The following is a 24,839-nucleotide window of genomic DNA, read 5'->3' as shown; positions in this document are numbered from 1 at the left end:
CTAAGCCAGGAATGAAATTCCCGTGGCTTAGCCTTTTTTTGTTGTCATCTGATAGCAACTCCGCTCTTTGTTCAAAGTTCCCATTCAAAATTGGCAGCGGCCGGCGTGTAAATCGGATTGGTCTCCTTCAGCAGCTCGATAAATTTGGCCAGTGCACCGGTAAGCAGCGAATCTTTATGGCGGATGAAAAAGGTTTTGGTGCTGCAAAATTCCGGCGGAACCAGAAAGGTCCTCAGCAGTCCTTTTTCCTCATAATCCTGGACAACGGAATGGGGAAGGAAAGAGACGCCGAGATCGGCGAGCACGCCCTGGATAACCGAATCCAGATCATTAAAGTCCATAAACCGGACCTGGCTTATCCCCTGGAACTTCAGCCAGCTTTCCAGCCGGCTCCGGTTGGGGCAGCCGCTTAGATTCACCAGAAAGGGCTTGGAGAACAGGCTTTTCATATTCTTGTATTCGGGACGCGCAACGATAACCAGTTCCTCGGTGATTTCCAGTTCTTTTACGAGATTGCTGTCATTGACCTCCGGGAGCTTCACAAAGGCGCCGTCCAGCTCGTAATGAAGCACCTTGTCGAGCAGATCCTCTGTCTGCCCGGTAAACAGCGACAAATTCACGTCGGGATAAAACTTATGGTAGCGGGCCAGCAGCTTGGGAAGGTGGGGCGAGGAAATGTTGGCATACGCACCAAGCTCCAGATTGCCCGAAGGCAATTCCGTCTCGGCCATAAATTTCTCAGCCTGGTCCAGCAGATGCAAAATCTGCTCGGCATACGTCAGCAGCTTGCTGCCTGCAGGTGTCAGAATCATGCCGCGCTGCCGGTAAAATAACGCTGTCCCTACCTCCGACTCCAGCTGCTGTATACGGGCCGTCACATTTGACTGTACATAACCCAAAGTCGCAGCCGCCTTCGTAATACTTCCCTCCCGGGCAACCGCCCGGAATATTCTCAGCTCTGCGCTCTCCATTTCATACTCTCCCTCACTTATATCACTAAAAACGAAACATACTATCGTTTATATTCATTTTACGTGATGCAAGAAGCGCTGTAAACTACAGACAGGTCCTGAAAATGGAATAGCAGCCTGAAGGAAGCGGGCAATGGCTGACCGCATAAGAAATAAATTTACATTTGAGAGGAATGTGTCTATATGAAAACTTTAATTATTGTTGCACACCCCGATTTGCAGGCATCGCGGATTAACCGCGCCTGGGTGGAGGAATTGTCCAAGCAAGAGAATGTAACGGTTCATTCCCTTTACAATGAATACCCGAGCGGAGCAATTGACGTCAAACACGAGCAGGAACTGTTGGACAGCCATAACCGGGTGATTTTTCAATATCCATTTTACTTTTATAGTACGCCGGCGCTTCTCACACAGTGGTTTAATGAGGTGCTTAAATTAGGCTGGGCGTTTGGCCCGGGCGGGGACCATATGCGCGGCAAACAATTCGGCATTGCTATTTCGACGGGCGGAACTGCCGCAGCCTATCAGGACGGGGGCCACAATTTGTTTACCATCCAGGACCTTACGAAGCCGATGGCTTCGATCGCCAATTACGTGCATGCCGATTATCTCCCGCTGTTTGTTCTGCATGGCGTCGATAAAGTGACAGACGAGGAGCTGGCAGCAAGCGGGGCCGCTTACGTCAACCATTTGGCTGCCGTAGAACCTGTTGTTTATAAATAAAGGAAATATGGATTTAACTGAAGAAGCAGCGGATATTTCGGTATCAGCGGGCTTCTTTTTTTGTTGACCGATATTGGTAAACTAAGGCAAAGAGGCCTACGGAATTGCAGCTTTCATTCTTCCATCCGTAAGCCATTACAAATAGGAAATTCGTATAAAGCCGGGAGCCCGGTAATTGGCCCCGGATCGACCATCGGTCTATTGGGCGGAGTCCAGCTGGGGCGGATGATGGCGCTGGCCGGGGCAAACCTTGGCTACCGGTTTGTTGCCCTTGACCCGACGCCGGACAGTCCCTGCGGGCAGGTCGCCCGGCAGATTGTGGCCGGTTACGGCGACAAGGAAGCGGCGCTGCAAAAATGGTGTCGAGGGACAAGAACATAGTCCCAATGAAAGCCGCTATTTTAGCGGTTTTTTTGTTTATCGGTACAAGTTCTTGTCCCGAACCAAAGACAAGAACTCGTACCGATTGCCGTAAAGGACAAGAACATAATCCGATTACCGATTAGATAAGCATCAAACTACATTTCACTGCACTAGTTCATTAAGCTAACTGGCAGGATAATTCAGTTATACCTGATCTTATCCTCCTAATTGTTTGATACGAATGTTAATATAAGACTACTAACCAACGTTTCGCTGCGAGATATCCACACCAAGTTCCCGTTGATCTCGACACTTTCTTGCGATAAAGGAAGTAATGAAGGGGTGAAGCATAGTGACTCAGGAAGAAGTATTAGATGGCGGTAATATTAATCACATTGTCCGGAAAGAAAACACTGTACTACGCCCCACAGGCATTTGGAGTCCGTGTGTGCATGAACTACTTAAGCATCTGGAGAAACAAGGGTTTGAAGGTGCGCCAAAATTCATTGGGATTGACGACTCCGAACGTGAAATATTGACATTTATTTCTGGAGAAGTACCAGGTAATAAATACCCTGAGCTTGAACCATATATGTGGTCGGATGCAATTCTTGTGGGTTTGGCACGACTTTTGCGGCGCTTCCATGATGCGACCGAAGGATTCATACTCATGTCGGAAAGCAAATGGCAACTTAGCTATTTTGACGAAGGCCAGCACGAAGTGATCTGCATAATGACGCAGCATTGTACAATGTGGTCTTTCAACAAGGGGTCCCTGTGCACTGATTGATTTTGATATGGCAGGTCCAGGTCCCCGTATGTGGGACATTGCATATACCATCTACACTTCAGTTCCGCTTGCTTGCTTTGCACCTGACTATTCTTCGGGGAAAACAAAGTCTTACCAAGCCGATTTACATGCTGCAGAGCGAAGTCGGCGAATTCAGTTGTTTTTGAATCATATGGAACCGCCATTCCTAAAGAATTGCTAAAGTGGATTACTCAACGGTTGACTGCACTATGCGATACATTACGAAATGGTGCTTCCGATGGAAATCCTGCCTATCAAAAAATGGTTGAAGAAGGGCACTTGGCGCACTATGAGCGTGAGATTGAGTTTCTAAATGATAATTTTGAAGACTGGATTATGAATGGATCATTAAGCTAACGGGGAGAAGAGGGAGCTGTAATGACCAAAGACTGTCATAGCTACTCGACAATTTCCGGTTGGCTCAAAGTTTTTGACCTTGTTGAACGGTTATCTAGTCGCCCAAACATTTAGATCCATGTTTGGTCAGGATACCTTGTACCTAAATCATTTCTCCCTTTTTCAGCACAAGGTAAAGCGTATCTCCTTTCCAGACGGAACGGTATCGGCGGGAAGACATACAGTTCTCAAAGACAATCATAAACTTTACAGAAAATTAATCATGGCAGATCAGTTTGGGGAAGTGGGGCATAGTTAGTTAAAGAAAGGGTTGGAATTTCAACAAGGGTCTAGTCCTTAAGGGATAATAAGTATCAAAGGGGTTAATTAAAATTTCAGGGTTAAAAGAAAGTGTGGAGTGAAAAGTTGAAAAGAATATTAGCAATGATTCAATCGCTAAAGTCACTCTCCATTAAAATGAGAAGTGGCTTTTTGCTGATGAAAAATAGCACTCATAATTGGTTGTCGAATATTTGCAGAAGTAAAAAAGCGACCGTTTCTCAGTGGAGTACCGAGGAACAGTCGCAGTATCATGGTGGCAATGTAATTCGTCCATGAAATCAGTTAAGCCATGCTTTACAAAATATAACTTTGAATTTGGGGAAATTACCTCTGGGATATTAAACTGCTGAGCCAATCTTGAAAATGTGTCGTTGTAATACGCGCACTTTGCTCATCTGGTACGAGAGATTGATCATTCACCTCTACCGATCCGTAGTATAGCGCGTTGTTGTCTTTGACCACCTGCCGCGGATCTTGAATGGCGCTCAAGTATTGCCGAATGAGTTCATCCATACGGAACTGATCCGGACCAGCCACATCTACGATACCATTCACGGGCGTTCCAAGTGTGAAGTCAACCAGCGCGCCGGCGATATCATCCGAAACGATAGGCTGCATCAGGGCAGGAGGCAAACGAACGATGTCTCCTTCGGTGGCTACATCGGCAATACCGCCGAGGAATTCGAAGAACTGCGTCGCGCGGACGATCGTATAGGGAATCTTGGAATCCTGGATCAGCTCTTCTTGAGCCATTTTCGCACGGAAATATCCACTTTGAAGAAGTCGCTCGGTACCAACGACCGACAATGCAACATGGTGTCCCACGCCAGCGGCTGCCTCGGCGGCAAGGAGATTGCGGGTGGATGTCTCGAAAAACTCCAAAACTGCCTTATCCTCGAACGAAGGTGAGTTTGAAACGTCTACAACGACCTCAGCACCATGAAGAACTTCTGCTAGTCCCTCACCTGTGAGGGTATTTACGCCCAAAGAACGCGAAGCAGCTGCTACCTCATGGCCGAGAACCTTTAGGTTATTTACGAGTTTGGTTCCAATTAGCCCACTGCCGCCAATAACTACAATCTTCATGTTGATCCTCCTAATTAGTTACCCTCTATGGGGCTTGTTTTCCTTTCATATGTAAGACAACACACCAATGAATTCTGTGACAATCATGTCTTCCAATGTTTTCTTATGCTGCCTTGAACCACAAAATCAGTGGTATTCCTATGTAAACCATCGGGTAAAAGAAGGAGATGGGAAGCGTGCTTCTAAGCGTATTCGAGATCCGGATATTATGTGAACCATAGAGTACGTAAGCCAGCCAAATCACCGTGATGACGCAGCCGATCCGCTTCCAATTTGTAAAGCCGGTCCATTCGGACAACCCGTAACTTAGAATGAACAAGCATACCGATACTTTAATGAAAGCACGTGTTTGCTACGCAGTGATAGAGCTTCCATTGATCAAGATGGGGCAATAGAGTGGTGAAGTATGTTGTCATATTTAGTGCTGATTTTTTCATGAATTAACTGAAGGTCTTGCAAAATTGAAAACAACAGGAGGAGAGATAATAGGGCCTAATTCTGTTCATAAAGACTTTCTTATTAATTTAAACACTATTCATGCAGTTAAAGGTGAACCTCATTTGGCTAATTTACTACTTGAATCAACTATAAATCGGGAAAATAAATCATTTCGTCGGAATAGCAACACATCATGTCGAGGGACAAGAACATAGTCCAATGTATGCCGTATACAGTTTTTTTGCAGAGTATCTTTCGAAAGTAACAAATATGCCTGATAAAGAAATAAGCATAATGTTGATATAATTTGCTTAACCGGTATTGCCGGGAACATGCTGGCAGGAAAATGGCTTAGCCGTAAACCAGTGCAGACAGCGGTTATTTATCCGATAGTAGCAGCTCTCTTTGTTTGTTTATCTTTTTGGAGATTTTCCATTCCCTATGGTGTTACTCATTGCAGTATGGGGTGCTCTCTTCACCTTTGCACTTAACCTCACTCAAAATTGGATTACTTCTGCGGCACCAGAGGCACCCGAATTCGCTAACGGATTATTCGTTTCGTTCTCCAATCTAGGTATCACAGTCGGCACATCAGTAGGAGGTTTGTTTATTTCAGGTATGGGGACTCATGACGTCGTATGGGCAGGTTTAATGATGCTGGTTGTAGGATTTTTATTTATAACGATAAGAGTCTCCGCTTTCCGTGAAAAAGCGTCATCATTGAATTAATCTCGCTGGCAAACGCATAATTGATGCGGTTGATTAACTCGATTAACTCGACTGGTCATTTTCTTTTTTTGCGCTAATGATGCTGTATTAGTGGGGGGGAGTTTTCCACCTTAAAAAATTCCAGTTAATATCCTGCTTCGGCAGAAACAACAGGTTTGAGTCATGCATACCGCGGGTATAATGGTTGATGATCTAAGTAGTTGAAAAAACATTGCCTTTCCAATGCGGATATGGGACATCCTAGACATGAAACTTCAAGAGAGCACCGATATGCAGTTTGGGTCTGGTCCTCCTTTGGGTGACCAAGTTTCACGAAGCCGATCGTTTCCGCAAAATATCGCTCCGATTCATTCATCGCGACGACATGGAGAGCGAGGGCTACGGCAAATATCTCAATCAGGTTGAGGAGGTTTAACATGCATCAGCGCGCTGTACTCGCTGGCGGATGCTTTTGGGGAATGCAGGACTTGATCCGCAAGCTTCCCGGCGTCGTCTCGACTCGCGTCGGCTATACTGGCGGTGACACTCCGAATGCAACCTATCGCAACCATGGCACTCATGCGGAGGGGATTGAAATCGTCTTCGATACAGCGGAGACGAGCTACCGGCGCATCCTGGAGTATTTCTTTCAAATCCATGATCCTACGACGCTGAACCGTCAGGGCAACGATATCGGCACAAGCTACCGTTCGGCGATCTACTATACGAGCGACGAGCAGAGAAAGGTGGCGGAGGAGACGATTGCCGACGTGAACGCGTCGGATCTGTGGCCGGGCAAGGTTGTCACCGAAGTGACGCCGGTCGGCGACTTCTGGGAAGCAGAGCCAGAACACCAGGACTATCTGGAGAGGTATCCGAGCGGCTACACCTGCCACTTCCCGCGCCCCAACTGGGTCCTTCCCAAACGGGATGCCGGTGGCGCCCCGTCAAGTAGACAACAATGAAATAAGAGCACTAAGCAACCTTAGTTCGGTACTCCACCGGACTAAGGTTATTTAATTTCTTCTGAAACCGCTTGTGCTTGTAAAAGTGAATGTATAAAAAAGTAGTCCTGTAAGACGACAAGAACATATATCGTTTGCCGAAAAAGACAAGAACATGTATGGTTAACCGTGGTTGATAAGGATTCTCATTACAGTTGCAGTTTTTACCATTTTATAATGCGTGACTGAGCAGGGGCAAAAGAAGAACCGAGTTCGATAACTGATACCCGCATAAACGGAGTTAAAAAGCTAAATTGGCTTTAGGGATTAAGCTAACGGGAAGAATAAGGGTAAAGGAGAGACTGAATTTCATGAGAGCACGATATTTGTTTATAATTGGGTTGTCGGGGGACAAGAACATAGTCCCATTGAAAGTCGCTATTATAGCGGCTTTTTTGTTTTATCGGAACAAGTTCTTGTCCCGAGTCGAGGACAAGAACTTGTTCCGATTACCGTAATGGACAAGAACATAGTCCGATTACCGATTAGGTAAGTATCCCAACTGGGTACCCTAACGGGCAGATACCACCGCCTGTATGTAAGACGACAAGAACATACACGCTTAAAAGCAGCCGCGTACCAGTGGCTTTGTTTGTTTTAACGATATATGTTCTTGTCAAAACCCGACGTATCGTTTGCCGAAAAAGATAAGACCAGGTATGGTTAGCCGTAATAGATACGGATTCTCATTACAGATGCAGTTTTTAGCATTTTATAATACATGCAATATCACTTTCTTGACTTGACAACAAAATACTTACACCATAAACTTACAATGTAAACTTATGGTGTAAGTATTTAGGTACAAACAACACAAGGAGAAGTATATATGGAAAAAATAGATCGAAAACGATCTCTAACTCGGGAAAAGGTACTAAAAGCTGCTGTACAATTGATTGATCAAGAAGGTTTAGAAAATTTTAGTATGCGGAAACTGGGATTAGCATTAGGCGTTGAAGCAATGTCCCTTTATAATCACATCGCAAATAAAGAAGAGTTGTTTGATGGAGTTATTGAATTTCTTTTATTACAAATACCATTCCCAGAAACATCAAATTCGTCGCCGTATGATGATTTATGGGTATTTGCACATGATTTTCGTAATGTCCTACGTGCACATCCACGTGCACTGCCTTTGTTTGCATCACGTCCATTACGAACTCCTGCATCCCTGTCAATCTTGGAACGTCTTCTTGCTACTCTCCATCGTGCAAATATATATGGAGCTCACGCGATCTATGTATTAAATGGTATGGTTGGTTTTATTATTGGTCATGAGCTACTTGATGTAGGTTCAGTCCTTTTTTCTGGCATGAAGCCAGAAGGGTCTCATTCAAAATTGTGGCAAGATATTCCCGGAAACAAGTACCCCGTTCTCCATAATTTGATGTCAGACCTTGAAAACGGGAATCCAGATCAACAATTTTCCTTTGGTTTACAAGCACTTTTAGCTTTCAGTTTTCCACCCAAAAATATCACTAGAGAGATTTGATTTTGAATAATGGCGCTGCTATTAACCTCAATAAGGAGGAGAAAATCAACATGGCTAATTTCGACTTTGCCCATTGGCAAAATCGTATCGATGAGTTACGTGCTAATAATCATGTTCCTGGTGCATCATTAGCAGTACTTGTTAACGATGAAATTCACGAATTGGCGAGTGGTATATTGCATCGTGGAACGGGTGTAAGGGTAACGACAGACTCAGTATTTCAGGTTGGTTCGATAACCAAAGTTCATACTGCAACAATGGTAATGAAATTGGTTGAATCAGGTGAACTAGACTTAGATGCACCAGTAATAGATGTATTACCAGAGTTTGAAACGGCAGATAAGATCGCTACTAAAACCATCACTATTCGACAATTGCTCAGCCATACGAGCGGTTTAACCTGTGATTTTACCCATGATACGGGACGTGGTGATGACTGTTTAGCACTTTATATTGAGGCCAGTAAAAACATAGCTTTGGATTGTCCACCCGGCAGGACAATTTCCTATAGCAGTGTTGGATACAACGTGTTGGGACGTATTATTGAAGTTGTAACAGGACAAACTTGGGACAATGCACTTAAGGATAGATTGTGTACTCCACTTGGACTAAATCGTACCGTTACATTACCAGAAGATGTATTGCGATTTCGATCGGCAATAGGTCACATTGGACTACCAGGTCAAGAGCCAGAACCATGTCCAACTTGGAATCCATTACCCCGTTCATCTGGTCCTTATGGCGGTGTTCTCTGTGCTTCTGCTGCGGATATTGTACAATTAGCAAAAATGCATCTAGATGGAGGAATAGCTTCTGATGGAACTCATTTTTTGAAATCAGAGACGGTATCTGCCATGCAAACACGTGAAGTCAATTGTGTTGATAAATGGACGTTTAGCTCCGATGGTTGGGGATTAGGATGGGCATTGTATGATTGGGATGGCGTTTTTGGATTCGGTCATGATGGTGCTACGATCGGACAGTATGGTTTTTTACGTGTAGCACCAGAATCAGGAGTTGCGATCGTCTTATTGACGAATGGTGGGGGTGCACAGCAGCTTTATTCTTCCTTATTTAAAGAACTTCTAAATGAGCTTGCAGGTATTAAAATGCGAGATTCTTTCGCTCCCCCCAAAAAAACGATCTCTGTAGATTTCAAACCGTTTATCGGCAGTTACAAGCGAGAAGGCATTGTTATCTCCATCACAGAACGAAACGGTAAACCATACTTTGTAGGGGAATTTGTTGATGGTATGAAAGGATTTGCACCTCCGCTAGAGACGAATCTCGTACCAGTATCCGATACAGCATTCGCTGCATTCTTTGGGGAGAATTGGCTACCTGTTGTGTTCTCTACTTTTTCAGACGGTACCGAATTTGTTTTACTTGGGATGCGAGTCGCTCAAAAGATTAAGTAATACCTTCCGGGTGCAGGGAACCGAAGTACAACAAGAGTAACGGTGTTGAAGGACGTCATCCCCCTTAGGGCAGTTTCGAGCCTTACGTTAATACCTGTTCATACCGATTGCTTGCGGTAACCTGGAAGGACCCGTCCGACGTGGACTTGGCTGTGATTACCCTCCGCTGGAACGTAAAGGGGTTAAGCGGAGCTCAGCGAACCGGTCGAGGTGTCGAAGGGAACCGAGTCGTTCGGAACGGCTCGGGTAATCGGAGAAGGGACGACAAGAAATTGTGTAGGATTCTAATTCTTCACAACCACTAAGGAGTATCAATGAATATTGACATTGTTTCCAGCCAATCTCATTAAGCTAACGGGCAGGATAATGTAATGATTTCTAATATATTTCCATGCACAGGTTACAAAAATCCATCCTACATCTAATACACAAAATGTAAACTATTATTATGATTTAAGTTTTATTTCTGATGGCTAGAAATGCAATAATAAGGGGTTTACTAAAATGGAGGGTGTTTAAATGGATTACATACAACATTTAAGGTCAATGGTAGGAAACGAGAAGGTTGTTATGGTTGTTGCGGGTGCATTCGTTTTTGATATAAAAAATCGAGTACTGATGCAGAAACGTTCTGATAATGGTCAATGGAGTTTTCCAGGTGGGTTTATGGATTTAGGAGAAAGCGTTCAAGATACAGCGAGAAGAGAAGTCTACGAAGAGACAGGGTTTAACCCAATGGGGTTTTTGTTACACTTCGCTATAAAGGGGGATGAGCTTGAGTGAGGGGACAAAACATCAAAGACATACGAGTTGTTATTGGTGCTGGCGGATATAGCAATAATCCCGAGTTGACGCAAACCGAAGATATTACGAAGAGAACAGTGGTCTGACCGTTTTCAACCCAATACCATTACTGTAGTTTTAGCCGAACATGTATGGGAGCACCTAGACTTCGAAGAAGGTGTTAAAAGGTAGGCGGCTCAAAATGGACGAGGCTCACCTGGGCCCAAAGAGCGGCTGGTTTCATGGTAGGGTTCAAAGGAAATAAATCGAGGGATACACCTATTTTGAAAGAAGTTCGGAGGCTTGGCAACAGAAACGACAGCTCGATATACGCAACCGAGCCTTAAAGGTACACGTAAGAAACTTAAAGATATCAAAGGGTAGAGTATCTTAAGCCAAGCTGATATATTCTGAGGACGAATCCGTTAAGCGATATCCACATTTTTACTCCATTATTTGCCGTGACTGCATAGGAACTCTAAACATAGGTTATTAGCATGAAGAGAGGAAAGGAGTTGGGGCGAAAATGGTTCGATCAAATGTCAAAGTATTCAAACATCGAGTTGGAAGAAATCAATTTATCGTCGTGAAAATCTTCCAATCATCAACTGCGAAGGCAGCGGGAGGAAACGCGCTGGCAAGCAACTCAGCGAACGTTCGAATTTCCAAATCTCATAAAAGATAGAATTGTCTGATTCTTCACCCCTTTATATATTGAAAGGAGGTGATATGTATGTTCAAACATTCAGCTAAACGTAAAAATAGTGTCCGTGTTACTCAAACCGCTACAGCAAAAGCAGGTGGAAATGCATTGGCAATTAACCTGGCGAACGTCAGTATCAAAAACAAGAAAAAACACTGGTAAGATGAAAGGGCTGGGACTTGTTTCCCGGCCTTTTGTTTTCGTTTTATTGAGAGTATACTCAGTTTTTTGTCGAAGGACAAGAACATAGTCCCATTGAAAGTCGCTATGTTAGCGGCTTTTTTGTTTTATCGGTACAAGTTCTTGTCCCGAGCCCAGGACAAGAACTTGTACCGATTGCCGTAATGGACAAGAACATGAGCCGATTACCGATAAGATAAGTAGCAGAAAAATGTAAGCGACGTAGTTATGAAGTTGGTTAGTCTTTGGAGTAAACTGGTATCAAAAGAATGAAGGTGAAATGAAAAAGTCCTGAAAGGCAGTTTTTCAGGATTTTTTCATTTCAGGCGGCGACGGAAATAAATATTCCGAATAAATAAAGGAATTGGTGTAATGCATGATGCGGCGCGCACTTCCGGTTTGATAGGCTTGCCAATTACTTACTAGACATTTGATTGGGCTGTGACTGTCAATCATAGATGTTATCAATGATAATAATTGAATTATTGAAATTGATCAATCGTTTGGATATTTCTATACTAGAAATCAAACATTCAAGAGGAGGAAACATAGCATGCTTGAAACAGTGCTCACGATTACTTCGATGAAGACACCCGATGAGGCTCGAGCCTTCAAAACACTTAACGAGGAATGGATTGCCCTCCTCTTTACCATCGAAGAGGAGGACCGGGTTATCCTCAATAACCCAGTGGAGAACATCGTGAACAAAGGAGGAGACGTGCTTATCGCGCGAGATGGTGATTCGATCATCGGTTGCGTTGCACTCGTTCCGAAAGGCGCCGGTGTGTTCGAGCTCTCGAAGATGAGCGTTACACCCGAGTCACGGGGGCGCGGATACGGACGGATAATCATCCATGCCGCCATTAACCGTGCACGCGGGCTTGGCGCAACAAAGCTCTTTTTGGGCAGTAGCACCAAGTTGCCGAACGCTGTTCATCTTTACGAATCGGTTGGGTTCAAGCACGTTCCTGTTCAGCAAATTGGGCCTATGCCTTATGTAAGAGCAGATGTGTTTATGGAGTTTGAATTAAAGTGAATACGAAGACAAAAATATCGACGAATCTATAAATGTTATCGTTAGATCGAGAATGAAGTGAATTAAGAGGAAAATGCTCTTATTCTTATAGAAATTCAATAATTTTAAAGGCAAAAAGGCAGCAAAAAAGCGTCGAGACATTATTGTCTTGACGCTTTTTTGGCGGATACAAGCCTTGTAACCCGCGCCTTTCAACTTATTATCAACATCAAACGTCGACTAATAACTTTAATATTGAATTATGTTCGTTAAGAAAGGTTGCTGCTAACTATCTTATAGAAATAGGGCGAATTAGTAGTTTTACATATTAATATCTTTTCTCAAACGCTAATATCGATAATTCAATTGCAGTGTGGGTGACGACGATTTGCTAGTCCGCTCAAATCTGTCCCACACTTCCTTCGAACGGCGAGTCAATACCTTCGCGAAAAGAAAACTGTAGCTTGGACGGGGCCTAAGGGATACGATAGTTGAATAACGAACAGGAAGAGCTGCCGGTGCTGATCGGCAGCTTCATTACGCTAACGAGCAGTAGAGTGTGGTAATATCCAGATGGTAACTTCAATTGAAATCAAATTATCCATTGTATCTTTCCTGAGTAACAGATTATGCTAATGTATAAAATGCGTGGAAAGAGAGGGATTCGTATGCCATATTTCGCACTTCTAGTCTGATACATGATGTATAACGAGACTTTTGCAAATAGAAAAAGACCCTTGCCAGCAAGTAAATCATATTGTTGTCTCAACATTAAGAATGGCATTCAAACGAAAAGACATTCGCACCGGGAAGAAATTGAAACACACTATATTAATGCGAAGCTAATGCATTTAGAGACCCAAATAACTGAAACAGGGTTAGTCCGGGACGGTAAAGTTCTGGACTAACCCTGTGTTTTTCCGGTGTTAGTTCATGATTGGCTGTGTAAACAGCAACATCTCGAAAACGCAGCAGGTTCAACATGACGATGCTGCCCTCAATACCTCGTTGCATTTACCGCATCCCAGCGCGTTGTGTTAGTTCAATGTAACGAATAAATTCTAACTTAGTGTATATGCGGAATGCTAGATGAGCTTAAATTTGATTAGAAGTAGGCTGTGTCCGAGGCTTGCGAAAACGCGAAAGGTAAATTTAGTGGTAAAGATCGTACTAGTCTACAATTTTTATCAGCGGTAAGCCTTGGACGAGAAGATAAGTCCTGGACCACCGCTGTTTTTATTGTGTTATTGTTTCCCGTTAATTGAATAGTAGGTTACAATCTTCACTGGCGGTCGCACGGTTGTTGATCAGTCAATCGACGCTCTGCCATTAAGATAGCCGTTGCGGCTCTAATGTGCTATAGTATTTCAATGTACATTAACATTTCAGGAACAAGCCTTCAGGTCTATTTTTCCGCTGTGCGAAAATTGAGTTATTCATAATATCCTTCAGTAGATTTTCTCAAAGTTTTAAATTGATCCATATCATGCCCGAACCACACTTGGGAATTCGTGCGGGTAGCCAATGTACGGATTTTCTCTACTGCATTTCGATAGCCGATCAAATCATAGATAATACCAGGCGGCTTGACCGGAGGACCAAAACTTTCCGCGGTATAAATGGCATCGGAAGCTAAAATGATTCCGCCGGTTTCTGGCATTTCGATCTGAAGACCTAACATTCCCCATGCATGACCGCTTCCGAAATTCAAGATTTTGATACCCTCCACCAGATCCAAATTGTCTTCTCCCGGTTTGATCGTTTTCCATTGCAGTTGGTTTTTGATCCAGGCGTCAATATCAGCCCACACATAGGCTCCTTCTTTTTCATTGCGAGCGTAGGTCTGCAGTGCTCCATTAAACTCATCCTCATGGACGATAATGGTCGCGTTTGTGAACAATTCGAGGCATCCAGCATGGTCCAGATGCAAGTGGGAGGCAACAACATACTTTATTTCCTCGGGTCTAACCGTAAGCTGCTCCAATCGGTTATGCAGGTAACATTCCTCGCTTGCCACCCATGGAGACGACAGTTGGGTCGATTGTGCCCATCGCCCTTGAGCGCCCATTGAGTTTGGATTGCAGGCTGTATCAAATAAGATTTTCCCCTCAGGATGATCAATTAATACTGTATAAATTGGGAACTCCACAAATTGTGTCTGGGCATTCGGATTATTAATTGTTGCTGGATTGTGCATGGAGATGATCCAATTTTTGTCCATGCTCATTCGACCGTTATCCAATACATATAGCTTAGGATGCATTTTTATAATATTTGTCATGTTTATTACCCACCCATCGAAGTAATCCAGTACAAGGTAACCCCTTTTGGAAGCGCATCTTGTTGCTGTTGGAACACTCGGATTTGCCTTTAAGAAGTGTCTTTGCTATGGCAGATTTAGCTAAAGCGGCTCAGTACTGGTATAGACATACAGTAGTACAAAAAATAAAATGATATAAGTAGGCACTTTAAAGTGTCCAGGGAACTTCATAGGGCATAGGAGGGGAACTGTTTGGCACATTCATCAACAACTAAGCAATCTGATATTTCGTTATCCAATTGCGGCTATAGCAAAGTTCTTGACATTATCTCTAACAAGTGGTCAGCTCTTGTTATATATGCCATGGAAGACGGTAAAATCAGATATGGAGAAATGCTTCGGAGGGTGGAGGGGATATCTAAAAAAATGCTTACCCAGACGGTAGCGCAAGCTGGAACGTGATGGAGTGGTTCAACGACACATTACTCCTACTGTACCTCTAAGTGTCGAGTATTCACTAACAACATTAGGGGATACATTGCTTCAGCCGATGAAAGAGTTAAGGCAGTGGGGAAGAGAAAATTACACTCAAGTTGTAGAGGCTCGAGTTAAGTATGACTCTGCTTATACACCCTGGTTCACATGAATCCGGCAGCATAAATTGATGAACTTTACGTACATGAAATATCACGTCGTGGAGTCTTGTATATCAGCTAGGCCTTGGAAGACTCTTTGAAAAGGCTGAAAACGGAATTTTTCAATATACCTAACGGGCACCGCATAATCCGGGAATGCCGAGGATTCTAGAAGGGGAGTCGTCATACGGGCCGAAGATTTATGTTATACTCATTAATTCAGTCGCCAACTGGCGGCTTTTTTCTTTGGCAACCCGCTTCCGGTCTCAGCTGAATGAAAGAAATGCCATATTTGTACGCATGAATAGTAAAGCCTTACGAATACAAAAAAAGCGCCGGCTCACGATGTGAGGTCTACTCGTCCAATCGGGCACTGCGGGAATCCGGCTGGTTACTACCCAGGAAGTACGTATCAATTGCGACGAGCCGTTCGCTCTATGGCATTAGCAATTACTTCATAAAGTTGGTGCGGCAGGTCGTGTCCCATGCCGTCAACCAACATGAGCTCGGCACCAGGAATGGCCGAAGCCGTGTCCTCGCCACACGCCGGGACGAACAGGGGATCGTCCATCCCATGAATGACAAGTGCAGGTACTTTTATGGTGGCAAGTAAAGTGAGAGCAGTGTTACTTTTCTATTCGTGAAAGCAATTTAGGCACAATCATCAACCCCACGACATTTGCCACTACAAATATTAAGAAAAATAAATCACCTGTTAATGAAAAAGTCGATGCAGAGACAATAGCCCCGATCCAGGCGAGTCTTTTATATGTATTTATTGTCTTTACCATTAAAATTCACCTTTTGTATATTTTGGTTCATCTACTTTAAAGGCCGCCCAAACGGACGGCCGGGAAGAGGAGAATGCAGATACCACCCAACTTATAGGAGCTTACCCTTTTTTATTTTGGGTAATCCTGGGTGATTCTATACCTTTAAGATAAGTATCTAACATCCATGTAATCTCATTAAGCTAACGGGCAGGATAGTTCATCGCAAGAGGCTATTGATCTATAGCGATGAGCTCAAATCCATTGATCAATCGGAGGGCACGCTCAAAATTATGCAGACGGCGTACGCAAGGTCTAGGGTGTCAGCTTTTTAGAGCAGACAAAAGGCACGCTAGTGCGATGGACTGAGCCATCGTCGATTTGCACTGTTGCAGGTCCCCAAATATTCATATCCACCGATCTACGTCATGGCAAGTCTCAATCGATTGCCTGCACCGTCTCTTCCCGCAGCCTTTTGATGTCACTGATCGGCGGGGGACCAAACAGCCTTGCGTATTCACGGCTGAATTGCGTAGGGCTCTCGTAACCGACACGATAAGCCGCATCGGCGGCATCGGGGGACTCGGTTAAATAGCAGACGGCGCGCCTCTTGAAGGCGAATCCGTTTCAGGTACTGCAGCGGGCTCAGTGCAGTCACTTGCTTGAAGTAACGATGCAGCGACGAGGGTCCCATATGGGCCGTACTCGCGAGATCATCGATATGAAGCGGCTGGGCATCATCAAACTTGATGCGGGCGATGACTTTGGCGATCCGACTCGTACTCACTGCTGGCGAGGGCAAGCTGCTTAAAGGCTCCGCCTTGGCTTCCCCTCATGATCCGGTAATAAATTTCACGGGCGACCAGCGGCGCCAGAGAGGAATGTGCGAAAAATGGCTTGAACCGGTTCTTAGCTAACGGGCGGCGTAGTGACAAATTACAAACTCTTGTAACAATACATGAAACAATACGAATCAAAATAATAATATAATATTTGTGTGAAATCGCTTTCAAAATGATGTGATACGGTATTCAAAAGAGAAGCATTCAGCTCACAAGCCTAGAGGAAGCACCTAAGATCTGGTAAGTTATTTTGGTGGAAACATGCAAGGAACTTTACAAGCGTGTCAACTGGCATGGGTTTGGATTAGGCCACTGGCTGTCGAAATGTTAGCATAGGTACGCTTGCAAAGGTAAATGAGTAAAGGAGGTTCTGCTTTGGGAAATGACTATACACCTATGGCATTCCAGTTGAAAACTGAACGACTCGAACTGAATATGTGGGAGGAATCCGATGCAGACTGGCTGAGGCAGCTTATTCGTGAGCGTGGAGTGGACATGCCAACACTCGAAGCCACTCGAAGCCTCATCATCGATATGCGCAAGAAAGCACTCGAAAATGGGATTTCCCTGCTCACTATTCGCCGCCGTGACGAGGGCGATTTCATCGGATACTGTGGCCTTATTATCGGTCGTACTACACTTGAAGAGCCTGAGATCGCATACGAACTGTTCCGCAGTGCTCACGGTAAAGGCTATGCGACTGAAGCAGCATCCGCGGTCTTGGACGCCACGATAGCCACCAAGCGCAGTCGGCTCTGGTCTACTGTGGGTGCATGGAATGCTGCATCCTTCCGAGTTCTCGAAAAACTAGGCTTTGAGCGGCAACATAGTACCTGGAAAGAGAATGGAGAAGAAATTGTTTGGAACAAGCGTGAACTTTAGAGAGATGGTCAATTTAGGGCTTTGCTGTGAAAAGACTAATCGTATCTCATTGATCTCATTGTTTTCACGTTGGCTTCACTAACGGGATTGTAAAAACAAGATCAAAGGGCCATCCCTCAAAGGATGGCCCTAAAACTTGCCGTTACAGACAGTGAATCCGTATCACAGTAAATCATTAAGCTAACGGGAAACGTTAGTTGGATATACATCAGTCGAATTTCTTGCTCCGCAAGAAGCCGGGTACCCGGTGGCACGGGAAAAAAACCAAATTATCCTGCCGCCAGCCGCGCGTTGCGCTACCTGCAAGTATATCGAATGAAGGGATGAAGGTGAACCTGTCGAAAATAATTCAAAGCATACATATGAGGGATGTCATGGTAAAATTTCGAGCCAATTGCGGTCGATTGCTGTGGTCAGTTGAGTAATGAAGAGGAGTTCACGGAGGAGGAGACTGCGTTTTGATGCCTTTACTGGATTATTTCTTAAAAAGACCGCCATTGCAGCATGATGACATGTTCCATTTCGAACGGCTCTATTCGAGCATCTTGGGGCGGGAAAAACCGATTGAATTGGACTATGAACTATCTGCGCCCAAATGGATGTTCTTATGCTATCTGTGCGAGACGAAAAACGTCGTGCTCCATGGATCCGCGAATCCTTCTATCTTGGAGTTCGAGCCTCGCCAATCGAATGATGTCAACGAGTTCGGCAACCGTCGCGCCGTGTACGCGGCTTCCGACGGCATCTGGCCGATGTATTTTGCGATTGTGAACCGGGAGCGCATCTCTTTATTGTTGAACAGTTGTTTTGGTATTCGACAAGAAAACGGTGCCGCAACGGACTATTATTACTACTTTTCGGTCGATCAGGATGCACTTCTTCATGATCCTTGGCGTAACGGCACAATCTATATTTTGCCGCGCGATACCTTCGAACAGCAAGAACCGCTGCAACGCCAGGGCATGCGTCTCGATTCGACGCAATGGGCCAGTCCCATCGCCGTAAAACCGCTTGCCAAACTGGTCGTTACGCCGGACGATTTTCCTTTTAAACAACAAATAAACGGTCATGATCCTCAGCTAATTGCCGAACGTTCACGGCGAAATCCAGAAGGGTTTCCTTGGAGGGATTGATTGGATTAGCGGGCAAGAGGGCTGTACTATTGCCGGGGGCAAGCTGTTGCGGCCCTCTTTGTGCCTTTGGAGAAAGAGCCGACTGACATCAGATGGGTACGAAATCGTAGGTTATCGGACCCCGGAGATGCAAGTGGTCAAAGACACGCTGCCGGTATCTGCAGCGCCAGCGGCTTCTGCGCAAGAGTTGCAAGCTCCTAATGTTCTGTTTCGGCTGAAGGCGGGACAATCTGGATCGGCCAAGCTGCAAGTTCCTTCGACGGCCTCACTCCTGCTCAATAAAGACGGATGGGATTACTATGCGGAGGGAACGGCTACGGGGCAAACGTCGCAGGGGGGGCGGCAATTCGCAGGCCAAGCCACTTTTTCAAGTGTTTAGCAGCTTAGCGAAATCAGGTGCTCCGGTAGCCGGCGCTAAAGGCACGGTACTTGTAACGGGACAGGGGATTTCTAACGTCACCTATGCCGCAAGTTGGACGGTGGATGATTCAACGTTCTACTCCTTGTACTAAAGGGAGCGGCTCAGTCCGATTTTACATCAATGCTGACAAGCTTCCGGCCGGATACAGACCGATTTGGCGGCGATCGTAACATTTGTTATTGTGGTGAAAAGTTAGCTCGATTTTGCATACCTGTAGATACGCTATGAGCGAAGGTATGGGATGTAAGATAGAAGTATAGTCTCTGGAAATGACTTTCGTCATTTAAGGGAACCTTATCTTAAAAATTGAGGTGGAAAATGAAAAGGAAATTGTCCGTGTTGCTCGTTATCTATCTTCTGGTTTACGGCTTAGCTACTATTGCTGAGGCGTCTCCATCTAAAGTATCCCAAAGCAACTCTCATGCGCTGGTGTTTAGATTGACTGCAAATGATGTTCAAACAGCGTATGTAAAATGGGGGCCTGGATTTTACTGGACGTTGAATAGTGAAGAAATTGATTCGCTTATCATCATGTTGCAAAAAGTGAGGAAGGAAGACATCAAGCCATATCATGGTCCTTTGCCAAAAGGAGGACCATTTCAAGTCAACATAACGACAAAATTAAATGAATATTTCACTTTTACGGCTGGTGTTGGTGGGAAGGGGTATGTCCTTTGCTCCCCATTGGAGAAGGTATATCTTCCTGAATTTAGTGAATTTATGAAACCATTTATCGCTCGAAGAGCCAGTGAGGCTAAGAATCACACGTATTAAACGTTAAAGGAGCTGCAGTGCAGCTCCTTTACTTCTGTACAAAAATGCGAATTCTATATATATCCTATAAACACGAATGGGGGTTAATGGTTTAACATCTATGCTTCCTGGGGATTTCAGCTGTCGGGGGACAAGAACATGGTCTCATTGGAAGTCGCTATTTTAGCGGCTTTTTTGTTTTATCGGTACAAGTTCTTGTCCCAAGTCGAGGACAAGAACTTGTACCGATTACCGGAATGGACAAGAACATAGTCCGATTGCCGAAATGGACAAGAACATGTTCTCATTTACGATTAGGTATATATCTAATTAGTATTCTGCTTAGCCGATTCTCACGATCAGCTACGAGCTCATTTAAATCAATGGACTCTTTTTGGAGAATTTGACCGTCATACTCGCCACCGATGCACAAATAAGCGATAACTCCAGCTGGATTGGTCAAGGTAATGATCAGATTGCCATTAAGGGAATGCCTGCACGGTGGGACGAAATCATTCAGAAATACGGCGTTCGGATTTCTTCTGGTGGTTACATACGACGAGGAGATTGAGCTTGGGGGAGATAAAAAAGTGCCCTCAGCTGCTTAAGCCGAGAGCACTTCAGTGTTTATTCGCTTTACCCGATTCCCCTGCAATGTTGTTACTTAAAGTTCTTTCAAACTTCGAATGCTTATGTTTCCCATGATGACTCCTCCTAAAGTGAGTATTAAAATCTTTATGGTATTCCAGGGTTCTAATCAACTTATGAACCACCCTATAGGAAGTTCGTTAGATTTTGATATTCGAGTGGGTTATTGATATATATAGCGCTTTCATTCCGGATTATAATGAGTGTCAGACAGATAAATAAACCAAGGAGGATTAAGATGAGTGCCAGCCTTACAGAAACTGCGAATTCTGCGCCTATAAGAAAGCGGTTCCAAATCAAGGATAGATATACACTCTTCTTGACGGCGTTGCCCTTTCTTGTACTCGTATTTTTATTCTCGTATTTTCCTCTCTACGGGTGGATTTACGCGCTGTATGACTATCAACCGGGCATTCCGCTGGCGAAAACGGACTTCGTCGGGTTGCAATGGTTTACTGCAATGATATCGGATAAGGTTCAACGGGTTGAGATGTTCCGGGTTCTGCGGAATACGTTCGCCATTAGTTCACTTGGCATCGTGACTTCGATACTTCCCGTCATCTTAGCGATTCTTCTGACGGAGGTACGGAATTCGAAGTTCAAGAGGATCGTTCAGACCTTGACGACTTTGCCGAACTTTATTAGCTGGGTATTGGTCTATTCCTTCGCATTCATGCTGTTCTCGGTTAACAACGGCTTTCTCAATCACTTTTTGATGAACCTCGGTTGGATTAGTTCGCCGACGAACATCCTCGCCGACGACAATCACGTGTGGCTCGTGATGACGTTGTGGGGAGTGTGGAAAGGGGCTCGGATGGGGCGCGATCATGTACATCGCCGCGATTACGGGCATCGATTCGGAATTATATGAAGCGGCCAGAGTAGACGGTGCGAACCGTTTCCGCCAGGTCTGGCACGTGACGGTGCCAGGCATCATCCCTACGTACTTCGTGCTCCTGATTTTGTCGATTGCGAACTTTATCAATAACGGGCTCGAGCAATATTTTGTGTTCGCCAATGCCTTGAACATGAGCCATATCGAAGTGCTCGATCTGTACGTGTATAACATTGGCATGGGGAACTCCAACTTTGGGTTTGCAACCGCCGTCAGCATCATGAAATCCATCGTCAGTCTGTTCCTGCTGTTCGCGGCCAACGGCATGTCCAAGCTCATCCGCGGCCAAAGCATCATCTAAGACGAGAGAGAAAGGAAGAAGAGACCCATGGCGACCAGGCAAAGATTTACCTTGTTCGACGCTTTAAACTACACGCTGCTCGGCTTGTTCACATTAGCCTGTTTCTTTCCGTTCTATTATTTGTTTATCAATACGATCAGCAACAACGACATAAGCAGTAAAGGGCTGGTCATGTTCTGGCCGAAGGGGTTCCAGCTGTCCAACTATGAGCATGTTTTTCAAATTCCCGGCCTGGGAATGGCTGCAATCGTATCGATCGGACGTACCGTGATTGGCACGGCATTGACGGTTGCGGCATCCGGCTTGCTTGGGTTCCTGTTCACGAAGAATCAAATGTGGGGGCGCCGGATATGGTACCGATTCATTATCGTAACCATGTACTTTAACGCCGGTCTGATTCCATGGTACCTAACGATGCGCAATCTCGGACTAACCAACAACTTCCTTGCTTATATTCTGCCTGGGATCGTATCTCCATTCTTCATTATTTTGGTCAAGACGTACGTAGAGTCGACGCCGATTGCCCTGCAGGAGTCCGCACAGATCGACGGGGCGGGACACTTAACGATCTTTTGGAAGATCGTTATGCCGCTCATTAAGCCGATCCTGGCTACCATCGCGATCTTCTCTGCCGTCGGCCAGTGGAACCAGTTCCAAGACACGCTGTTTCTTGTGACAGATCCGAAGCTCTTCACGCTTCAGTTCATTCTGTATCGATACTTGAACGAGGCTTTGTCTGTCGCCGAACTCATGAAACAAGCGATGAGTGGGGGAGGAGCGGTGGCTAATCTGGCTTTGCAGCCGACGCCGACTTCAATCCAGTCGACGGTGTCGATGATTGTCGTGATTCCGACATTGCTCGTCTATCCGTTTTTCCAGCGGTATTTTGTGAAAGGTCTCATGATCGGCGCGGTTAAAGGGTAGCGTACCGATCTGATGGGCACTGACTTTTTCAAGGAGGTGGTTCATTCGTTGTGAGCGATTGCAACGGAGTAATCGGTTAATTCCGGATTTCTCGGCGCACATTGCGCGCCTTAAAGTAAAGTAAAAGCCGTTAATATGAAAAGGGAGGCTTTACAGTATGCCTAGGCAAAAAAAATGGACCTTTCTCGCTGCTCCTGTGTGCCTAATGATGGTTATCGCGGCATGCAGTTCCGGAGGAGGGGGCAATACGAGCTCGCCCAGTGCCACTAGCAGTACGGAAACAGCGAGCGCTTCGGATAACGGAATCATAACGGACTGGTCCAAGCAACCGGAAATGACTTTGACTGTATTCGATACTTTGGCCAACTATGCCGGCGAGCAGCCGGGCTGGTTCGCCAAGTTGATCAAGGATAAATTTAATATCAAACTGAACATCGTCGCACCGAACCTGTCAGGCGGCGCTCAAATGATCGCTACGCAGATGGCATCCGGCGACCTCGGCGACCTGGTTGTAGGACTTGGCGGCAAGGATTATGAGAATGCGATCAAAGCAGGAATGATTCTCGACTGGACGAAAGACGGCCTGCTCGACAAATACGGCAAAAATTTGGAGAAGTACGCCGCTCAGGCACTTGATGCGAACAAGAAACAATACGGCGGAGGCACCGCGATTTATGGCATCGGGCATAACGTTGGCACCGGCGACGGCCCGAGCGAAGGGGCGGACATGACGTTCGGACCGATGCTCCGCTGGGATTTGTACCAGAAGCTCGGCAGCCCGCAAATCAAGACGCTTGACGACTATCTGCCGATTCTGAAGAAGATGCAAGAGATGGATCCGAAGAGCGATTCCGGCAAGAAAACGTACGGAATGTCGCTGTGGTCCGACTGGGATGGAGATTGGTCCACCTTGGCTAAAGTTACAGCACAGTTTTATGGCTATGCAGAAGGCGACACCTTCAATCCCGGGGACATGATTCTTACCAAAGCCGATGGGCCGGAATATCAAGGTTTTCTTGATGATAACAGCTACTATATGCAAGGACTCGAGTTCTACTTCAAAGCTAATCAGATGGGACTGCTCGATCCGGATTCCCTGACTCAGAAATTCGGCGATGTTTCGAACAAATTTAAGGACGGCCAAGTGCTCTTCTCTCAATTCCCTTGGATTTCCAACGTGTATAATACACCGGATCATACGTCTGCAGGCAAAGGATTCGTGCTTGTTCCGTTCCAGGACGAGAAAGTGTACTCCTCTGGCTTCAATCCTTACGGCGGCTCATTGATCTGGTCGATCGGCTCCCATGCGAAAGATCCTGCGCGTGTACTGGCATTCGTCGACTGGTTGTTCTCGCCGGATGGCGTGCAGGAAACCAACATCGGTCCGAAAGGCCTCGCATGGGATATCGGCAAGGATGGCAAGCCGGTATTGACCGATTTCGGTAAGAAGGCGACGACTAACGGCGACACCCCGGTACCGGCGCAATACGGCGGCGGAACTTGGAGGAACGGTGTTTCCCAGCTAAACAATTCGACGCTTACCACATCTCAGATCAATCCGAATACCGGGGCACCGTATGATTCCAACCTGTGGAATTCGACGTTGACCGCTAACCCGGATCCCGTGACGAAGAGCTGGCGCGAAGCGATGGGCGTGACCACTTCGAAGGAATTGTTTGTCAAGAATAACCAGGTTGCGGTCACGAAACCGTTCTTCAACGGACAACCGTCGGCCCAAGAGCCTTCGGATATCAAGCTGAAGCACACCCAGGTTGGCAAGGTGATCAAGGAGTACTCCTGGAAGATGATGTTTGCCAAGGATCAGAGTGAATTCGACCAATTGAAGCAGCAAATGGTTCAGAAGGCAAAAGGCCTCGGCTATGACGATGTCGTCAACTGGGAAGTCCAGCAAACAAAAAATACAGTATTCACGATGTACAAATAAGTCACACTTCGATGGGAAGAAAATAAGGCTGGTGTCGCTTCCCGTACCCGATCCATT

24 protein-coding genes and 1 pseudogene are annotated in these 24,839 nt (G+C 45.5%); 19 read left to right on the top strand and 6 right to left on the bottom strand.

Annotated elements, in window-relative coordinates:
• Window positions 1-71: 71 nt before the first annotated feature.
• Window positions 72-971 carry a LysR family transcriptional regulator gene (locus ABIE48_RS15125; RefSeq protein ID WP_192714051.1) on the bottom strand — a complete coding sequence of 300 codons (900 nt, stop codon included), beginning with the start codon at window positions 969-971 and terminating at the stop codon, window positions 72-74.
• A gap of 183 nt (window positions 972-1,154) precedes the next feature.
• Between ABIE48_RS15125 and ABIE48_RS15120 the strand changes: the two genes are divergently transcribed.
• The 3 genes and pseudogenes from ABIE48_RS15120 to ABIE48_RS15110 all read left to right on the top strand — a co-directional run bounded on the left by ABIE48_RS15120 (window position 1,155) and on the right by ABIE48_RS15110 (window position 2,847).
• Window positions 1,155-1,694 (top strand): NAD(P)H-dependent oxidoreductase, encoded by a 540-nt coding sequence (locus ABIE48_RS15120; protein WP_192714052.1) that lies wholly within the window; start codon window positions 1,155-1,157, stop codon window positions 1,692-1,694.
• 141 nt (window positions 1,695-1,835) lie between these two features.
• Window positions 1,836-2,042: pseudogene (locus ABIE48_RS15115) on the top strand (5-(carboxyamino)imidazole ribonucleotide synthase); the annotation flags it as partial.
• A 367-nt stretch (window positions 2,043-2,409) separates the two neighbouring features.
• A complete protein-coding gene (locus tag ABIE48_RS15110) occupies window positions 2,410-2,847 on the top strand; it encodes an aminoglycoside phosphotransferase family protein (RefSeq protein WP_260869153.1) in 438 nt (145 codons plus the stop codon).
• 1,023 nt (window positions 2,848-3,870) lie between these two features.
• Here the strand turns inward: ABIE48_RS15110 and ABIE48_RS15105 are convergent.
• Window positions 3,871-4,632 (bottom strand): SDR family oxidoreductase, encoded by a 762-nt coding sequence (locus ABIE48_RS15105; RefSeq protein ID WP_145019161.1) that lies wholly within the window; start codon window positions 4,630-4,632, stop codon window positions 3,871-3,873.
• Between the two features lie 879 nt (window positions 4,633-5,511).
• Between ABIE48_RS15105 and ABIE48_RS15100 the strand changes: the two genes are divergently transcribed.
• Together ABIE48_RS15100 and msrA are read left to right on the top strand one after the other, a co-directional pair.
• Complete coding sequence (locus tag ABIE48_RS15100; protein WP_145019164.1) at window positions 5,512-5,799, top strand: MFS transporter; 288 nt, start codon at window positions 5,512-5,514, stop codon at window positions 5,797-5,799.
• 416 nt (window positions 5,800-6,215) lie between these two features.
• Window positions 6,216-6,743 (top strand): peptide-methionine (S)-S-oxide reductase MsrA, encoded by a 528-nt coding sequence (gene msrA / locus ABIE48_RS15095; RefSeq protein ID WP_145019167.1) that lies wholly within the window; start codon window positions 6,216-6,218, stop codon window positions 6,741-6,743.
• Between the two features lie 10 nt (window positions 6,744-6,753).
• On the opposite strand, the gene ABIE48_RS15090 is transcribed toward msrA, so the two are convergent.
• Window positions 6,754-6,870 carry an IS3 family transposase gene (locus ABIE48_RS15090; protein ID WP_354519187.1) on the bottom strand — a complete coding sequence of 39 codons (117 nt, stop codon included), beginning with the start codon at window positions 6,868-6,870 and terminating at the stop codon, window positions 6,754-6,756.
• Between the two features lie 741 nt (window positions 6,871-7,611).
• Here ABIE48_RS15090 and ABIE48_RS15085 point away from each other — a divergent pair.
• From ABIE48_RS15085 to ABIE48_RS15065, 5 genes are all read left to right on the top strand, one after another.
• Complete coding sequence (locus ABIE48_RS15085; protein ID WP_192714053.1) at window positions 7,612-8,274, top strand: TetR/AcrR family transcriptional regulator; 663 nt, start codon at window positions 7,612-7,614, stop codon at window positions 8,272-8,274.
• Between the two features lie 50 nt (window positions 8,275-8,324).
• Window positions 8,325-9,692 (top strand): serine hydrolase domain-containing protein, encoded by a 1,368-nt coding sequence (locus ABIE48_RS15080; RefSeq protein WP_192714054.1) that lies wholly within the window; start codon window positions 8,325-8,327, stop codon window positions 9,690-9,692.
• A 519-nt stretch (window positions 9,693-10,211) separates the two neighbouring features.
• Complete coding sequence (locus tag ABIE48_RS15075; protein ID WP_192714055.1) at window positions 10,212-10,475, top strand: NUDIX domain-containing protein; 264 nt, start codon at window positions 10,212-10,214, stop codon at window positions 10,473-10,475.
• 733 nt (window positions 10,476-11,208) lie between these two features.
• Window positions 11,209-11,340 (top strand): hypothetical protein, encoded by a 132-nt coding sequence (locus tag ABIE48_RS15070; protein WP_258169102.1) that lies wholly within the window; start codon window positions 11,209-11,211, stop codon window positions 11,338-11,340.
• A gap of 571 nt (window positions 11,341-11,911) precedes the next feature.
• Window positions 11,912-12,394, top strand: coding sequence for a GNAT family N-acetyltransferase (locus tag ABIE48_RS15065; protein ID WP_105446210.1), 483 nt, complete (start codon window positions 11,912-11,914; stop codon window positions 12,392-12,394).
• A 1,411-nt stretch (window positions 12,395-13,805) separates the two neighbouring features.
• On the opposite strand, the gene ahlS is transcribed toward ABIE48_RS15065, so the two are convergent.
• Complete coding sequence (gene ahlS / locus ABIE48_RS15060) at window positions 13,806-14,654, bottom strand: AhlS family quorum-quenching N-acyl homoserine lactonase (RefSeq protein ID WP_105446211.1); 849 nt, start codon at window positions 14,652-14,654, stop codon at window positions 13,806-13,808.
• 231 nt (window positions 14,655-14,885) lie between these two features.
• Between ahlS and ABIE48_RS15055 the strand changes: the two genes are divergently transcribed.
• Entirely contained in the window at window positions 14,886-15,095 is a 210-nt protein-coding gene (locus tag ABIE48_RS15055) for a winged helix-turn-helix transcriptional regulator (protein ID WP_354519184.1), read from the top strand.
• Window positions 15,096-15,099: 4 nt separating this feature from the next.
• On the top strand, window positions 15,100-15,279 hold the full coding sequence (locus ABIE48_RS15050; RefSeq protein WP_354519182.1) for a winged helix-turn-helix transcriptional regulator: 180 nt from the start codon (window positions 15,100-15,102) through the stop codon (window positions 15,277-15,279).
• Window positions 15,280-16,555: 1,276 nt separating this feature from the next.
• Here ABIE48_RS15050 and ABIE48_RS34475 read toward each other — a convergent pair.
• The gene (locus ABIE48_RS34475) at window positions 16,556-16,732 is read right to left on the bottom strand and encodes a helix-turn-helix domain-containing protein (protein WP_438822555.1); all 177 of its coding nucleotides are present in this window, start codon (window positions 16,730-16,732) and stop codon (window positions 16,556-16,558) included.
• 46 nt (window positions 16,733-16,778) lie between these two features.
• Window positions 16,779-16,973, bottom strand: coding sequence for a hypothetical protein (locus ABIE48_RS34470; protein WP_483312704.1), 195 nt, complete (start codon window positions 16,971-16,973; stop codon window positions 16,779-16,781).
• A gap of 303 nt (window positions 16,974-17,276) precedes the next feature.
• On the opposite strand from ABIE48_RS34470, the gene ABIE48_RS15040 reads away from it, so the two are divergent.
• The 7 genes from ABIE48_RS15040 to ABIE48_RS15010 all read left to right on the top strand — a co-directional run bounded on the left by ABIE48_RS15040 (window position 17,277) and on the right by ABIE48_RS15010 (window position 24,782).
• Window positions 17,277-17,762: a GNAT family N-acetyltransferase gene (locus ABIE48_RS15040; protein ID WP_192715268.1), complete on the top strand. Its 486-nt coding sequence runs from the start codon at window positions 17,277-17,279 to the stop codon at window positions 17,760-17,762.
• 458 nt (window positions 17,763-18,220) lie between these two features.
• On the top strand, window positions 18,221-18,895 hold the full coding sequence (locus tag ABIE48_RS15035; RefSeq protein ID WP_145164384.1) for a hypothetical protein: 675 nt from the start codon (window positions 18,221-18,223) through the stop codon (window positions 18,893-18,895).
• A 739-nt stretch (window positions 18,896-19,634) separates the two neighbouring features.
• On the top strand, window positions 19,635-20,090 hold the full coding sequence (locus ABIE48_RS15030) for a hypothetical protein (protein ID WP_145019176.1): 456 nt from the start codon (window positions 19,635-19,637) through the stop codon (window positions 20,088-20,090).
• 865 nt (window positions 20,091-20,955) lie between these two features.
• Entirely contained in the window at window positions 20,956-21,588 is a 633-nt protein-coding gene (locus ABIE48_RS15025; protein ID WP_354519180.1) for a hypothetical protein, read from the top strand.
• On the top strand, window positions 21,545-21,913 hold the full coding sequence (locus tag ABIE48_RS15020; RefSeq protein ID WP_354519178.1) for an ABC transporter permease subunit: 369 nt from the start codon (window positions 21,545-21,547) through the stop codon (window positions 21,911-21,913). The genes ABIE48_RS15025 and ABIE48_RS15020 overlap by 44 nt, the downstream gene beginning before the upstream one ends.
• Window positions 21,914-21,940: 27 nt before the next feature.
• Entirely contained in the window at window positions 21,941-22,837 is an 897-nt protein-coding gene (locus tag ABIE48_RS15015; RefSeq protein ID WP_105442849.1) for a carbohydrate ABC transporter permease, read from the top strand.
• A gap of 157 nt (window positions 22,838-22,994) precedes the next feature.
• The gene (locus tag ABIE48_RS15010) at window positions 22,995-24,782 is read left to right on the top strand and encodes a type 2 periplasmic-binding domain-containing protein (protein WP_260866728.1); all 1,788 of its coding nucleotides are present in this window, start codon (window positions 22,995-22,997) and stop codon (window positions 24,780-24,782) included.
• Window positions 24,783-24,839 lie beyond the last annotated feature (57 nt).

It is taken from the genome of Paenibacillus sp. OAE614 (genome assembly GCF_040546645.1).
In the GTDB taxonomy this organism is placed as follows: Bacteria; Bacillota; Bacilli; order Paenibacillales; family Paenibacillaceae; genus Paenibacillus_AQ; species Paenibacillus_AQ favisporus.
Note: the sequence above shows the minus strand (reverse complement) of the source record. Positions and strands in the feature narration are given on the sequence as shown.